Source organism: Streptomyces sp. NPDC050743 (assembly GCF_044456925.1).
Lineage (GTDB): Bacteria > Actinomycetota > Actinomycetes > Streptomycetales > Streptomycetaceae > Streptomyces.
The window spans coordinates 1-14,341 of record NZ_JBITGJ010000083.1 but is presented as its reverse complement, the minus strand read 5'-3'; the positions used below and the strand labels follow the sequence as shown (position 1 = coordinate 14,341).

13 protein-coding genes are annotated in these 14,341 nt (G+C 70.0%); 3 read left to right on the top strand and 10 right to left on the bottom strand.

What is annotated here, in order from left to right; genetic code table 11:
* Window positions 1–76: 76 nt before the first annotated feature.
* Window positions 77–1,186 carry an Ig-like domain-containing protein gene (locus tag ACIBJF_RS41695; protein WP_399182070.1) on the bottom strand — a complete coding sequence of 370 codons (1,110 nt, stop codon included), beginning with the start codon at window positions 1,184–1,186 and terminating at the stop codon, window positions 77–79.
* On the opposite strand from ACIBJF_RS41695, the gene ACIBJF_RS41690 reads away from it, so the two are divergent.
* The gene (locus ACIBJF_RS41690) at window positions 1,168–2,325 is read left to right on the top strand and encodes an IS30 family transposase (RefSeq protein WP_399182068.1); all 1,158 of its coding nucleotides are present in this window, start codon (window positions 1,168–1,170) and stop codon (window positions 2,323–2,325) included. The two genes, ACIBJF_RS41695 and ACIBJF_RS41690, sit on opposite strands and share 19 nt — an antisense overlap.
* Here ACIBJF_RS41690 and ACIBJF_RS41685 read toward each other — a convergent pair.
* The 3 genes from ACIBJF_RS41685 to ACIBJF_RS41675 all read right to left on the bottom strand — a co-directional run bounded on the left by ACIBJF_RS41685 (window position 2,316) and on the right by ACIBJF_RS41675 (window position 5,006).
* A complete protein-coding gene (locus ACIBJF_RS41685; RefSeq protein WP_399182066.1) occupies window positions 2,316–2,525 on the bottom strand; it encodes a hypothetical protein in 210 nt (69 codons plus the stop codon). The two genes, ACIBJF_RS41690 and ACIBJF_RS41685, sit on opposite strands and share 10 nt — an antisense overlap.
* A 183-nt stretch (window positions 2,526–2,708) precedes the next feature.
* Window positions 2,709–3,731 carry a P1 family peptidase gene (locus tag ACIBJF_RS41680; protein ID WP_399182064.1) on the bottom strand — a complete coding sequence of 341 codons (1,023 nt, stop codon included), beginning with the start codon at window positions 3,729–3,731 and terminating at the stop codon, window positions 2,709–2,711.
* Window positions 3,732–3,767: 36 nt separating this feature from the next.
* Window positions 3,768–5,006, bottom strand: coding sequence for a low temperature requirement protein A (locus ACIBJF_RS41675; RefSeq protein WP_399182062.1), 1,239 nt, complete (start codon window positions 5,004–5,006; stop codon window positions 3,768–3,770).
* Between the two features lie 135 nt (window positions 5,007–5,141).
* On the opposite strand from ACIBJF_RS41675, the gene ACIBJF_RS41670 reads away from it, so the two are divergent.
* A complete protein-coding gene (locus ACIBJF_RS41670; RefSeq protein ID WP_351807265.1) occupies window positions 5,142–5,318 on the top strand; it encodes a hypothetical protein in 177 nt (58 codons plus the stop codon).
* 19 nt (window positions 5,319–5,337) lie between these two features.
* Here ACIBJF_RS41670 and mscL read toward each other — a convergent pair whose 3' ends face one another.
* The 6 genes from mscL to ACIBJF_RS41640 all read right to left on the bottom strand — a co-directional run bounded on the left by mscL (window position 5,338) and on the right by ACIBJF_RS41640 (window position 11,137).
* A complete protein-coding gene (gene mscL / locus ACIBJF_RS41665; protein WP_399182060.1) occupies window positions 5,338–5,814 on the bottom strand; it encodes a large conductance mechanosensitive channel protein MscL in 477 nt (158 codons plus the stop codon).
* A gap of 138 nt (window positions 5,815–5,952) precedes the next feature.
* Window positions 5,953–6,561 (bottom strand): hypothetical protein, encoded by a 609-nt coding sequence (locus ACIBJF_RS41660; protein WP_399182058.1) that lies wholly within the window; start codon window positions 6,559–6,561, stop codon window positions 5,953–5,955.
* 137 nt (window positions 6,562–6,698) lie between these two features.
* Window positions 6,699–7,532, bottom strand: coding sequence for an S-methyl-5'-thioadenosine phosphorylase (locus ACIBJF_RS41655; RefSeq protein ID WP_399182056.1), 834 nt, complete (start codon window positions 7,530–7,532; stop codon window positions 6,699–6,701).
* Window positions 7,533–7,632: 100 nt separating this feature from the next.
* A complete protein-coding gene (locus ACIBJF_RS41650) occupies window positions 7,633–7,932 on the bottom strand; it encodes an FmdB family zinc ribbon protein (protein WP_399182053.1) in 300 nt (99 codons plus the stop codon).
* A gap of 67 nt (window positions 7,933–7,999) precedes the next feature.
* Entirely contained in the window at window positions 8,000–9,298 is a 1,299-nt protein-coding gene (locus ACIBJF_RS41645; RefSeq protein WP_399182051.1) for an MFS transporter, read from the bottom strand.
* Window positions 9,299–9,580: 282 nt separating this feature from the next.
* Window positions 9,581–11,137 carry a potassium/proton antiporter gene (locus tag ACIBJF_RS41640; RefSeq protein ID WP_399182050.1) on the bottom strand — a complete coding sequence of 519 codons (1,557 nt, stop codon included), beginning with the start codon at window positions 11,135–11,137 and terminating at the stop codon, window positions 9,581–9,583.
* 217 nt (window positions 11,138–11,354) lie between these two features.
* Here ACIBJF_RS41640 and ACIBJF_RS41635 point away from each other — a divergent pair, with 217 nt between their 5' ends.
* On the top strand, window positions 11,355–14,198 hold the full coding sequence (locus ACIBJF_RS41635; RefSeq protein WP_399182048.1) for a penicillin acylase family protein: 2,844 nt from the start codon (window positions 11,355–11,357) through the stop codon (window positions 14,196–14,198).
* The last annotated feature ends 143 nt before the right edge of the window (window positions 14,199–14,341 follow it).

Below are 14,341 nucleotides of genomic sequence, written 5' to 3'. Positions count from 1 at the left end.
AAAACGTACGCCAGGAAAACGCGCGGGCCGCGCGAGAAGTTCCCGCACGGCCCGACGTGTCGTCAAAAACGGCCGCTCAGAGGGCACTTCCGGCGATCCAGGCGCTCCACGGCAGGTTCCAGCCGTTGAGCCCGTTGCCCGGCGCGACGGTCTTGTCGGGGGAGTTCTTCACGATCACGACGTCGCCGGTGATCGAGTTGTCGAAGAACCACTTGGCCGACGTGGCGCCCTGCCCGCCCTGCACGTCCGCGAGCCCGACGCAGCCGTGGCTGGTGCCCTCGCGGCCGAAGGGAGGATTGGCCTTGTTGTACCAGTAGTTGCCGTGGATGAAGGTCCCGGAGTCCGTCAGGCGCATCGCGTGCGGCACGTCCGGGATGTTGTACGCGTTGCCGAGACCGACCGTCCGGCTGTCCATGGGGGTCTGCCGGAACTTCTCGGAAATCACCATCTGCCCGTTGTACGTGGTGTGCTGCGGGTCGCCGGTGGAGATCGGAACCGTCTTGATCGTCCTGCCGTCCCGTACCACGGTCATGGTCTGAGTGGCGGCGTCGACCGTGGAGACCTGCGACCGCCCGACGGTGAAGGAGACGGTCTTCCTCTGCACGCCGTAGACGCCCTTCGCCCCCTGAACCCCGTCCAGGTCGATCTTCAGCGTGACCCTGGAGCCGGCCTTCCAGTACTCCTGCGGCCGGAAGTCCAGCCGCTGGTCCCCGAACCAGTGCCCGACCACCTGCTGACCACTGCTGGAGTCGACCGTGATGTGCGACTGCACGGCCTTCTTGTCGGTGATCGACTTGTCGAACTTGAACGACACCGGCATGCCCACCCCGACCGTGGTGCCGTTGTCCGGCGTGTAGGTGCCGATGAAGCTGCTCGCCGTCGTGACGGTGGTGAAGACGGACCTGGTCGTGGTGGTACGCCCGCCGGAGTCCTTCGCGGTCGCGTCGAGCTCGTACTTCGTCCCGCGCTCCAGCTGCCGCTTCGGCCTCCAGCTGCCGCCGTCCGCCGATATCGCGCCCGCCACGGTCCGCCCCGACTCGGCGACGGTCATCCTCACCTCGGTCAGTTTGCCGCCGCTGACCTTCACGCCGGTCGCGTTGATGGACGCCCCGGTCGAACCGTGGCGGTTTCCATCGGTGGTCGCGACTCCTGGATGGAGTCCGTCTGATGCCGAAGTATCCGCCAAATCGCTTGCCGCTGTCGGTGCCCAAGAGGTACTTCGAACTGCGTAGAGGTGGCCTGAAAGGGGCAGCCGCTGCCCGCCATGTGGGCGTATCCACCAGCGCGGGCTCGGTGTGGTTCGTCAAGGCTGGACGCATGCTGCTGCCCGACAAACCCATCGACGAACGCTATCTGAGCCAGGACGACCGGATCGCGATCGCCGAGGGCCTGCTTGCTGGTCACACGGCTTCGGCGATCGCCGGGGAGATTGGCAAACACCGCTCGACCGTCTACCGGGAGATCTCCCGCGGCCGCGGTCCCAACGGCACCTATAACCCCTGGTGGTCGCACAACCAGGCCATCCTGCGCCGACGCCGTCCGAAGCCGGAGAAACTCCGAGCAAACCCTCAGCTACGTGACATCGTCAACGACAAGCTCAAAGAGCGCTGGTCACCGCAGCAGATCACTCGGTACCTGGCCCGCACTCGCCCTGGACAGCCGGCGATGAACGCCTGCCCGGAGACCATCTACCGTGCCCTCTACAACGGGCTGCTGGAGAAGCGCACTGCCCGGCTGCGGAGCCGACACACTCGCCGCAAGAAGCAGCGCCGGGGCATACCCACCAAGAACGCCATCCCGCGCATGCGGCCAGTTCACACACGCCCCCGCGAGGCCGAGGAACGCCGACAGGCCGGCCACTGGGAAGGAGACCTCATCCTCGGCAGGGCACAAAGCTCTGCGATCGGGACCCTGGTCGACCGCGCCACCCGCTACGTCCGCCTCATCCACCTACCCGACGGCTGGAAAGCCCCACAGATACGCGACGCGCTCGTCGAGCAGACCGGCGACCTACCCACCTCACTACGCCGCACCCTCACCTGGGACCAGGGCCGCGAACTCTACCTCCACGAGCAGATAGAGGACCTGACAGGATTCCGGATCTACTTCTGCGACCCGCACAGCCCCTGGCAACGCGGCACCAACGAAAACACCAACGGACTACTGCGCGAGTACTTCCCGAAAGGCATCGACCTCCGCCCCTACACTGCCCGTGACCTCGCGCAAGTCGAACGGCAACTCAACGAACGCCCTCGCCACATCCTGGGAGACCGCACCCCTGCCGAGGCCATGAGACGCTGGTCAAAACAACTCGCCTACCGCTGATTCGCAACGATCAGTGGAAACCGCCCGTCCTTGGCCGAGATCAGGATCTGCGCCGTCGACGCCTTGGGGGAGTTCTTGCCGCCCTTGCCGTTGTCGGTGGCGTTGGCGTCGCCACCGCAAGCGGTCAGGGCGAGGCTGCCGACCACCAGGGCGGCACAGGCCCCCAGTACGCGCCGCGCTGCAATGTCCGGCGTTGTCACGGGCTGCTCCAGGTTCGTGTGATGTGCGTGATCCGTTCCAGTGCGTGAAGAAAGAGGGCACTGGCGGCCGGGAAGGTTCCCGACCTCTCCCGGTGAACGCCATCACGTGACACAACCGCGACAATGCAACGCCGGGACCGGTTCCCGCCCGTCCTCAGCCGGCCGCCCCGCCGCGCACCGTCCCTACCTCGCCCCGTACAACTCCCCGTACGACGGCCACACTCCACCGGGCCCGTCGACCGACTCGGCGGCGCGCACGCCCCGTACGATCGCGCGGGTCACGACATCCGCGCCGGCGGCGATGATGGCGTTGAGCTCCAGGGGGTGCCCGGCGAGAGCGCGCGCGCCGGTCGCCAGCGCGAACACCGTGTCGCCGTCGTTCATGAGGTGCACCGGCCGTACGGCGCGCGCGATCCCGTCGTGCGCCGTGCCCGCCAGCTTCTGCGCCTGCGTCTTGGAGAGGTCCGCGTCGGTCGCGACGACCGCCAACGTCGTGTTGAGCGGAGGCGGCGCGTGCTTGGCGGCGGTTTCGTCGAGGCGCCGGCGCGCGGCCTCGTGCACGCGCTCCTCGGGGTACTTCACCCGCCCCTGGCACAACTCCCCGTACAGCGCCCCCGTCTCGGGCTCGATCACCGATCCGGCAGCGTTCACGACGACCAGCGCGGCCACGGTGATCCCCGAGTCGAGCACCGTGCTCGCGGTGCCCACGCCGCCCTTGATCCGCCCTGCCACGGCGCCCGTCCCGGCCCCGACGCACCCCTGCGGCACCTCGGTGCCCGGCGCGCTCGCCGCTGCGGCCTCCACCGCCGCACGCCCGGTCGCCGCGTCCGGTCGCGCGCGGAAGTCTCCGCGCCCCAGGTCGAAGACGCACGCCGCGGGCACGACCGGAACCACATGCGCCGGGTCTGGCCCCACCCGCACTCCGCGCCGCTGCTCCTCCAGCCAGGCCATCACGCCGGACGCCGCGTCGAGCCCGTACGCGCTTCCACCGGTCAGCACGACCGCGTCGACCCGCTGCACCACGTTGCGCGGGTCCAGCGCGTCGGTCTCCTTGGTACCGGGTCCGCCGCCGCGCACGTCCACGGCGACGACCGCGCCGCCCTCCGGAGCGAGCACGACCGTGGTGCCGGTGAGCCAGCCGTCCCCGCTGCGGGTGGCGTGCCCCACCCGCACCCCGGCGACGTCCGTGATTGCGTCAACTGTCATGGAGGCCAGTCTCGCCCCTCCGGTGCCTGCGAGGACTCAGCCCGCCGGAGCAGTGGCGCTCGCCGCACGCCCCCGGCCGACCATGCGCGCCGTCAGTATCACCCCGACGGCGACCGCGGCCGAGCACATCAGTCCCGCCGCGAACACCGCCCAGTCACCCAGGAAGGTGCAGCAGATCACCAGCAGCGCCGCGACCGGCAGCACCAGTTGCTGGGCGATGCCGACCTTGAAGTGCCGCGAGTGGAGCACCCAGACGGTGAGCAGATACAGCGCCGTCGGCAGCGTCACGGACGCCGACGCGGACAGCGTGGAGATGGCTGTCTTGCCGACCGCGTGTTCCACGACCACCTCCAGGCCCGCGCCGATCGCGGCGGCGGAGGAGAAGATCAGGTAGTGGCCGTAACCCCACAGGAACGCCTGGCCGTTGGCGCGCAGGTGGCCGTGGATGGGCACCACGAAGTAGATCCACCACGCGGAGAAGACGATCAGCAGCCCGCCCGCCGCGATGGGCAGCAGCTCGGCCAGTGCGTTGCGCTCGTCGAAGGCCCCCTTCACGGCAACGGTCGCCGCGGCGACCGTCTCGCCCAGCACGATGATGGTGAACAGGCCGTATCGCTCGGCGATGTGGTGCGGGTGCCAGGAGGTCTCGTAGTCCTTCTCGGCGAACAGCGGCACGCACATCTCCGCGATCGCCATCACCAGGAACACCCAGGGCCGGGCGGGTTGGGGCAGCAGCAGCAGTCCGAGCCAGCCGACCTGGCACAGGAGCACGCCGCACGCGTACCGCAACCCCATGGTTCTCTCGGCGCCCTCGGTCGATCTCGCGGCTCTCAGCCACTGCGTGGCCATCGCCAGCCGCATGATCACATAGCCGAGCCAGACCAGCAGGTAGTCGTGCTGCTGGAAGGCCCGGGAGATGCCGGCGGCCAGGACCAGGACGCCGGCGATCTGCACCAGGGTGACGACCCGGTAGAGCGCATCGTCGTTGTCGTACGCCGAGGCGAACCAGGTGAAGTTCATCCAGGCCCACCAGATGGAGAAGAACAGCATGGCGTAGTTGAGGATGCCGTCGCCCGCGTGCCCCTCGGCGACGGCGTGCACCAGTTGCGCGCCCGCCTGTGCGATCGCCACGACGAAGCACAGGTCGAAGAAGAGCTCCAGGGGCGAGGAGACCCGGTGAGCCTCGTCGCGCCCGCGCGCGACGAGCCGTCGCAGCGGTCCGGAGGGCTGGGGTGCGCCCGCGGAGGCGGGCGCCGGAGCGGGACTCGACATCATGCCCCTCAGCACAGCAGAAAAGCGTTCGGAAGGCGTTGTGACGGCGTCAGCAGGCAATGAACGCATTCACAAGCGGCCCCCACCGGGGGCGCCGGACGCGCGGGGGCGCGTGGGCCGGGGCCGTACCCTTGTGGCATGAGCACCGCCCCCGCATCCGAGCCCCGCGAGCCGAAGCCCGCGCTGGTCTTCGACGACCCGCTGGACCAGCAGTCCTCGGACGACACCGACCGCGGGTGGGGCGAGCGCACGGACGGCGACAGCGCCGCCGACCTCAAGCGCTTCCTCGACGAGAAGCCGCCCCACCACCTGTGAGCCGTCCGCGGCAGCGCCGCTAGCGCTCGTCGTGCCCAGATCCACGCTGCGCGACCAGCGCGTCGCGGATCTCCTTGAGCACCTCCAGCTCGGTCACCTCGATGACCTCCTTGGTGCCCTCCCGCGCCGCCTTGCGGGCCGTCTGCCGCGCCAGGTACTTCGACATCGGCAGGATCATCAGGAAGTACACGACCGCGGCGGTGATCACGAACGTCAGCGTCGCACCGAGAACCGTGCCCCACAGGATCGGCACACCGCTCTTGACCGAGCCGTCCGGGCCCACCGCACACGGGTCCTTCAGGCAGAAGCTGTAGTGATCCAGGTTCTGCGTGCCGATCGCCCCCACCAGCGGGTTGATCACCCCCTTCACCACCGAGTTCACGATGTTCGTGAAGGCCGCGCCGATGACCACCGCGACTGCCAGATCGACGACGTTGCCGCGCATCAGGAAGGCCTTGAAGCCCTGCCAGACGCTCGGTTCCTTCTTCGCGCTCACCTCGGGGACTCTCCTCGCATACGCAGGGTGTGGAACGAAACGCTCCGCAACCTACGGCACGGTGAGCCCACCGTGTTCAGTCCCGCCGTTCGATCGAGCGACTTGACAGCAAGCCGCCGAGGAAGCGTCCCAGTCGGTTCAGCACAGCGTCACCGCCAAGCGCGCCGTGGCGCTCGCGCCGACGAGCCGGGCCGCGGTGGCACGCGGCACCGACAGCACGACCAGCGCCCCGCTCTCGGCCCCGTCCTCCAGCGGCTCGGGCACCTTGGTCACCCGCACGCCGCGCGCGAGCACTCGTGCGGCGCCGCCGGCCGACGGGTCCCCGGCGGCGATGACGTCGACGCGGTCGCCGGGCCGTAGGAGCCGGACGGTGGCCGCGTCGGCGATCCGCACGGGCGCCGTCACCACGTCCACGGCCGCGGGCCGGCGCACGGGCACCGTGACCGGGTGGCCCGGGGCCTGTTCCGCACGCTGCGGTGCGGTTCCCGTGCGCGGCCCCGCGGCGATGAGCGCGGCCGCGGTGACCGCGAGGCCGGCCGCGATGGCCCGCCCGCGGTGCCGTACGAGCCGCTGCATCCGATACCGCCCGCCGCGCACCCGCACCGGCGGGAACTGCGGGATCTCACAGGTCGCCGGGGCGTCCGTGCCCAGCGGACGCGGAAGCCGGAGCGGAGCTGGAAAATGCGGAGAGGGCGGGGACGGGGCGGGGGACGGATTCAAGGACGGGGACGAAGGCACGGGAATCACCGCCTGCGACGAGGAATTCGGCTTGCGATGCCACGATGAGGCCTCGCGCCGCATTCCGCCGGAGCCGGTGGACGACGGACGGATTGTGGAAAACCCGGCCACCCGAACGGGGAATTCCGGGTCTTCTCGCGACGGTGCTACGGCAGCTCGAAGCCCGGATCCATTCCGCCGAGCGCGTTCACGCACAGGCAGTCCCGTGCCCCGGTTTCCGGCAGTGCCGCCACCGCGTCGAACAGCACGCCGCGCAGCCGGTCCACATTGGCCGCGAACACCCGCAGCACCTCCTCGTGCGAGACGCCCTCGCCGGTCTCGGCGCCGGCGTCGAGGTCGGTGACCAGGGTCAGCGACGTGTAGCAGAGTTCCAGTTCCCGGGCGAGCGCCGCTTCCGGGTGGCCGGTCATGCCCACGACCGACCAGCCCTGCGCCCGGTGCCACAGCGATTCGGCACGCGTCGAGAAGCGCGGCCCCTCGACCACGACCAGCGTGCCGCCGTCCACCGGCTCCCAGTCCCGCCCCCGGGCGGCCTTCAGGGCGACGGCCCGTCCGGTGGGGCAGTAGGGGTCGGCCATGGAGACGTGCACGACGTTCGGCACGGTGCCGTCGGGCAGCGGCAGCCCGTCGAAGTACGACTGCATCCGGGACTTCGTCCGGTCCACGAACTGGTCCGGCACGAGCAGGGTGCCGGGGCCGTACTCGGGCTGCAGCCCGCCCACCGCGCAGGGGCCGAGCACCTGCCGGACGCCGACCGAGCGCAGCGCCCAGAGGTTGGCGCGGTAGTTGATGCGGTGCGGCGGCAGGTGGTGGCCGCGGCCGTGCCGGGGCAGGAAGGCGACCCGCTGGCCGGCGATCTCGCCGAGGAAGAGGGAGTCGCTGGGCGGCCCGTAGGGGGTCTCCACCTGGACCTCGGTCACGTCGTCGAGGAACGAGTAGAAGCCCGAGCCACCGATTACGCCGATCTCTGCGTTCGCCATGACCAGCACACTAGCGGGCGGTGAAGCCGTGGGGGAGCGGCGCCGGGAAACGCCGAAGACCCTGCCGTCGTACGACGGCAGGGTCCGGGGAAAGAGCAGGTCAGGCCGCGGAGCTGTTGGCGGAGCTCGACGAGGACGGCTTCGAGTCCGACGAGGACGAGCTCGTCGAGCTCGACGACGACGTGCTCGAGGACTTCGACGCCGGGCTGCTGCTCGACGTGGAGCCGCGGGAGTCGTTGCGGTAGAAGCCGGAGCCCTTGAAGACGATGCCGACCGCGGAGAACACCTTCTTCAGGCGGCCACCGCAGCTGGGGCACTCGGTCAGGGCGTCGTCGGTGAACTTCTGCACCGCCTCAAGGCCCTCGCCGCACTCGGTGCACTGGTACTGGTAGGTCGGCACTGTCTTCCTCCTGGCACTCTGACTCAATGAGTGCTAACGACGGTCCATAGTGACGTATTCCTGGGATTCAGTCCACCGCCACCGGCACGCGGTGACCGACGCCACGTGCGACAGTACGGTTCTGCGGCGGCGCGACCAGCCGCGACCGCAGCGCCAGCAGGGTGGCCAGCGCGAGCACCGTGCCGGCCATCGGCACCAGGAATCCCGCGCCGTCCCACAGCCGGTCCTCCAGCTGTCCGGCGGCCGTGACGGCGGCCGCCTGCCCGAGCGCGACCGCGCCGGTCAGCCAGGTGAAGGCCTCCGTGCGGGCGCCGGCCGGGACCAGGCCCTCGACCAGCGTGTAGCCGGTGATCAGCGCCGGCGCGATGCACATGCCCACCAGCAGACCGAGCCCGGCGAGCAGCGGCACCGAGTGCGCCGTCCACAGGGCGGACGCGACGATCGCCAGCGCCGTGTAGCCGACGGCCAGGCGGCGCTGGGGGGCGCTCTTCCAGGCGATCGCGCCGCAGACGATGCCGGACAGCATGTTGCCGGCGGCGAAGACGCCGTACAGGACACCGTTCAGGCCGGGCTCGCCGATGGACTCGGTGAACGCCGCGAGCGACACCTGCATGCCGCCGAAGACGGACCCGATGCCCAGGAAGGTCACCACCAGCACGCGCACGCCCGGCACGCGCAGCGCGGAGGCGTGCTTCACGCGCGCGTGCCCGCCCGCACCGGACACCGGCGGCTGCGTGCCCTTCTGCGCGGCGAACAGCAGACCGCCGACGAGGGTCAGCGCGCCCTCCGTGACCAGGCCGGCCGCCGGGGTCACGGCGGTGCACAGCGCGGTCGCCAGCAGCGGGCCGAAGACGAAGGTCAGCTCGTCCGTGACCGACTCGAACGCCGCCGCGGTGGTCATCAGCGGCGAACCCTGCAGCTTCACGCCCCAGCGCGCACGCACCATGGGGCCGATCTGCGGCACCGAGGCGCCGGTCGGGACGGCCGCCAGGAACAGCGCCCACAGGGGCGCGTGCGCCAGCGCGAGCGCCGTGAGCGACAGGCCGGACAGCGTGTGCACCAGCACGCCGGGAATCAGCACGGCGCGCTGGCCGTAGCGGTCGGCGAGGCGCCCGCTGTACGGCGCGAACAGCGCCATGGAGACACCGGTGGCGGCCGCGGTGGCGCCCGCGGCGCCGTACGAGCCGGTGGTGTGCTGCACGAGCAGCACGATGGAGATGGTGAGCATCGCGAACGGCTGGCGCGCCGCGAAGCCGGGGAGCAGGAAGGTCCAGGCGCCGCGGGTGCGCAGCAGCTGTCCGTATCCCGGGCGGGACGAGGCCGGCGAGGTCTTCTCCGGTTCGGTGGTGGTGACCGTGGATCCCACGGCCCGTGCCTTTCTGCCGCCTGGTAGCGCGGGCCTGGTGTGGGCCCGGGCGCCGAGAGCTGTCCTCTTGCGCAAACTGCGGTAGATACCGGCGCCCACTGCGGGTGGGGGACCCGGCCGCCATACGGTCGCGCCAGCTCTGCGTCAGGCAGAGTTGGTTCGATCAGGGTGCGCCTTCATGCTACAGGGATCACATCCTCCTCCAGCTGTGAAAACGAGCACCACGGAAGGGGCCACCTGGGATTTCACGGGAAGGGAGCGTGAACGTCAGGGAACGCGCCCTTAATGTGAGCTGCTCGCCCCGTTCGTGCCGAGCCAGCCCGCCAGTTTGCCGCCGTGGGCGACCGCGCGCAGACGGCGTTCCGCCGCGTCGCGGACCGGGTCGGTGGCGACGACGAGCAGTTCGTCGCCTCGCCGCAACACCGTCGAGGGCAGCGGAACGAACGATTTTTCTTCGCGCACGACGAGGGTGACGGCGGCCCCTGGCGGCAGGCGCAGCTCGCTGACCTCCACCCCGTGCATCCGGGAGCCCTCGGGGATCGAGACGGACAGCAGATGTCCGCGCAGCCGTTCCAGCGGCGCCGACTCGATGCCGAGGTCGGAGGCCTCGCCCGCCTCGCCCAGCCGCAGCGTGCGGGCCAGCCAGGGCAGCGTCGGCCCCTGGACGAGGGTGTAGACCACGACCAGCACGAAGACGATGTTGAAGATGCGGCGGCTGCCGGTGACGCCGTTCACCATCGGGATGGTCGCCAGGATGATGGGCACGGCGCCGCGCAGGCCCGCCCACGACATCAGCGTCTGCTCCTGCCACGGCACACGGAACGGCGCCAGGCTGAGGACCACGCTCAGCGGGCGGGCCACCATGGTGAGGACCAGCCCGATGACCAGGGCCGGTACGACATCGTCGCCCAGCTCGTGCGGGGTGACCAGCAGGCCGAGTACGACGAACATGCCGATCTGGGCGATCCAGCCGAGCCCCTCGGCGAAGCCGCGTGTGGCCGGCCAGTGCGGGAGCTTGGCGTTGCCGAGCATCATCGCGGCCAGATAGACGGCCAGGAAGCCGCTGCCGTGCCCCAGCGCGCCGGCGGCGTACGCGGTCACGGCGATCGCCATGACCGCGATCGGGTAGAGACCGGAGGCCGGCAGGGCCACGTGCCTGAGCCCCCAGGAGCCGAACCAGCCCACCGCGAGCCCTATGGCCGCGCCGATGGCCAGTTCCAGGGCTATCTCGCCCAGCAGGACGTACCAGTGCTCGACCGGGCCGGCCGTGGAGAAGGCGACGACCAGGATGACCACCGGGGCGTCGTTGAAACCGGACTCCGCCTCCAGCGTGCCCGTCACGCGCGCGGGGAGGGGAACCCTGCGCAGCACGGAGAAGACCGCCGCAGCGTCCGTCGAGGACACCACCGCGCCGATGATGAGCGCCTGCCGCCACTCCAGCCCGACCAGATAGTGCGCGCCCGCCGCGGTGACGCCCACGCTGATGGCGACTCCGGCGGTCGCCAGGACGGAGGCGGACGACAGGACCGGCCTGATCTCCTTCCACTTCGTGCCGAGACCGCCCTCGGCGAGGATCACGACCAAGGCCGCGTACCCCATGACCTGGGTCACCGCGGCGCTGTTGAAGTGGATCTCGCCGATGCCGTCCTGGCCCATGAGGACGCCGATCCCCAGGTACACGAGCAGGCTGGGGAGCCCGCTGCGGGAGGAGATCCGGACGGCCGCGACGGCGACGAGCAGGACCACGGAGCAGACGAGCAGGAGCTGGTTGAGGTGGTGAACAGTCAGCGGCGGTTCCCTTCCTTGGCCCGCGCGCCGGGGGCGCGAGCTCGCGTGCACAAGACCCGAGGCTGCGGCGCACCGCACCCAAGTACTTCGTTACCTTACCTAACTCTTGACGCTTTCTTGACGCTTCGCGGGGCAAGATCGAACGCTCGTGCGCGCTGGTTCGCGACTCCGCGTCAAGCGGGACAGGGCCCTGCGCCTATGGTTGCTCCAGCGCTCATTCAAAGTCACAGCCCGACCTGCCGCTCGCGTTAGGACAGCAAGGACAGCGATGCCCCCCAACACCACCGCCACAACGGGTGACACCGCCACCACCGGTGCCGCGCCCGCCAAGTCCGGCAGGAAGAAGGGGCGCAAAGCCCGCCTGATCGTGCTGGTGCTGGTACTGGCCGTCATCGGAGGCATCGCCTTCGGCGCGTACTGGTCGATCAGCACCGTCCGCGCCTCCTTCCCCCAGACCAAGGGTTCGATCACGCTCCAGGGCCTGTCGGGGCCGGTCGACGTCAAGCGGGACGGCAACGGCATCCCGCAGATCTACGCGTCCTCCGACGAGGACCTGTTCATGGCGCAGGGCTACGTCCAGGCGCAGGACCGGTTCTACGAGATGGACGTGCGCCGGCACATGACCTCCGGGCGCCTGTCGGAGATGTTCGGCAAGAGCCAGGTCAAGAACGACGAGTTCCTGCGCACCCTGGGCTGGGACCGGATCGCCGGGCAGGAGTACGACACCAAGCTGTCGGCCGCCACGAAGAAGTACCTCCAGGCGTACGCCAAGGGCGTCAACGCCTACCTCCAGGGCAAGGACGGCAAGGACATCTCCCTGGAGTACGCCGCCCTGGGCTTCACCAACGACTACAAGCCCGAGAAGTGGACCCCGGTCGACTCGATCTCGTGGCTGAAGGCGATGGCCTGGGACCTGCGCGGCAACATGCAGGACGAGATCGACCGCGCCCTGATGACCAGCCGGCTCGGCCCGCAGCAGATCCAGGACCTGTACCCGGAGTACCCGTACAGCCGGAACAAGCCGATCGTGCAGGAAGGCCGGTACAGCGAGCTGACCCATTCCTTCCAGCAGAGCGGCGCCTCCGGAACCTCGCAGAACACCGGCACGACGGGTACGACGGGTACCTCCGGCAACACCGGCGGCGCCACAGGCGGCTCTGCGGGCTCGACGGGCACGACCGGCTCCTCCACCTCGGCCACGTCAGGATCGTCGCTCACAAGCCAGCTGGCGGGCCTCTACAACGTCCTGGACGACGTTCCGACGGCCGTCGGAGTGAACGGCCAGGGCATCGGCTCCAACTCGTGGGTGGTGTCCGGGAAGTACACCATCACCAAGAAGCCGCTGCTCGCCAACGACCCGCACCTGTCGGCGTCGCTGCCGTCGGTCTGGTACCAGATGGGCCTGCACTGCCGCAGCGTCTCCAGCACGTGCCAGTACGACGTGACCGGCTACACCTTCGCCGGCATGCCCGGTGTGATCATCGGCCACAACGCGAACATCGCCTGGGGCATGACCAACTCCGGGGTCGACGTCACCGACCTCTACCTGGAGAAGGTGAGCGCGAACGGCTACCTGTACGACGGCAAGATCCGCCCCTTCAAGACCCGCGAGGAGACCATCAAGGTCGCCGGCGGCGCGTCCAAGAAGATCGTCGTACGCCAGACCAAGGACGGGATGCCACTGCTGTCCGACCGCGACGACGAACTCGTCCAGGTCGGCAAGCGGGCCACGGTCAACACCGCCGCCCCCGACCGCGGCGACGGCTACGGCATCGCCCTGAGGTGGACCGCGCTGGACCCGGGCACCTCCATGGACGCCGTGTTCGCCCTCGACAAGGCCGCGGACTGGAGCGACTTCCGTCAGGCCGCCGCCCTGTTCGACGTGCCCTCGCAGAACCTCGTCTACGCCGACACCGACAACCACATCGGCTACACGCTGCCCGGCAGGATCCCCACGCGGTCGTCCGCGGACGACGGCTCGATCCCCGCGCCGGGCTGGGACTCGAAGTACCGCTGGACCGGCTTCATCAAGCAGAACGAGCTGCCCTACGAGTACGACCCCAAGCGCGGCTACATCGTCACCGCCAACCAGGCCGTGGTCGACAAGGACAAGTACCCGTACACCCTCACCACCGACTGGGGTTACGGCGCCCGCAGCCAGCGCATCACCGACCTGATCGAGTCCAAGATCAAGGACGGCGGCAAGATCTCCACCGACGACATGCGGCAGATGCAGCTGGACAACAGCAGCGAGATCGCCAAGCTCCTGGTGCCGAAGCTGCTGAAGATCAACCTCGGCGACAAGAACGTGCGCGACGCGCAGAAGCTGCTGGAGGGCTGGGACTACACCCAGGAGTCCGACTCCGCGGCGGCCGCCTACTTCAACGCGGTCTGGCGCAACATCCTCAAGCTCGCCTTCGGCAACAAGCTCCCCAAGGAACTGCGCGTCCAGGGACAGTGCCTGTGGGTCGACAAGATCGACAGCACCGGCCCGGTCGACGACGACACCAAGGTGCGCGAATGCGGCGAGCGCGACGCCGACCAGGCGCAGCCGGACGGCGGCGACCGCTGGTTCGAGGTCGTGCGCACCCTCATGGAGAAGCCGGACAGCGACTGGTGGAAGACCCCCAAGTCGGGCACCCGCCCCCCGGCGAACAACATGGACCAGCTCTTCCGCCGCGCCATGATCGACGCCCGCTGGGAGCTGACCGCCAAGCTCGGCAAGGACATCGACACCTGGAGCTGGGGCCGGCTGCACCGCCTGTTCCTGAAGAACCAGACGCTCGGCACCGACGGCCCCAAGGCCCTGCAGTACGTCCTCAACCGCGGCCCCTGGAAGCTCAGCGGCGGCGAGGCCACGGTGAACGCGACCGGCTGGAACGCCGCCGGCGGCTACAACGTCGTCTGGGTGCCGTCCATGCGGATGGTGGTCAACCTCGCCGACTTCGACAAGTCCAGGTGGATCAACCTGACCGGCGCCTCCGGGCACGCCTTCAGCGCGCACTACACGGACCAGACGAGCCTGTGGGCCAAGGGCGAACTGCTGCCCTGGTCGTTCTCGGCCAAGGCGGTCGACGACAGCACGAGCGACACCCTCGTCCTCAAGCCGTGACCCACTGACGGAAACCGGATCGGGGCGCCCCCCCCCCCGGGGGGGGGGCCCCGGGGGGGGGGGGGGGCCCCCCCGGGGCCCGGGGCCGGCGGGCGCCCGGGGGCGGCCCCCCCCCCGGCCCCGGGGGGGGGGGGGGCGCCGCC

Bases quoted from the DNA above. Each gene is read 5' to 3' on its own strand.
- ACIBJF_RS41655 (WP_399182056.1), bottom strand. From the start codon at position 7,532: ATGGCGAACGCAGAGATCGGCGTAATCGGTGGCTCGGGCTTCTACTCG.
- ACIBJF_RS41690 (WP_399182068.1), top strand. From the start codon at position 1,168: ATGCCGAAGTATCCGCCAAATCGCTTGCCGCTGTCGGTGCCCAAGAGG.
- ACIBJF_RS41675 (WP_399182062.1), bottom strand. From the start codon at position 5,006: ATGATGTCGAGTCCCGCTCCGGCGCCCGCCTCCGCGGGCGCACCCCAG.
- ACIBJF_RS41635 (WP_399182048.1), top strand. From the start codon at position 11,355: ATGCCCCCCAACACCACCGCCACAACGGGTGACACCGCCACCACCGGT.
- ACIBJF_RS41670 (WP_351807265.1), top strand. From the start codon at position 5,142: ATGAGCACCGCCCCCGCATCCGAGCCCCGCGAGCCGAAGCCCGCGCTG.
- ACIBJF_RS41680 (WP_399182064.1), bottom strand. From the start codon at position 3,731: ATGACAGTTGACGCAATCACGGACGTCGCCGGGGTGCGGGTGGGGCAC.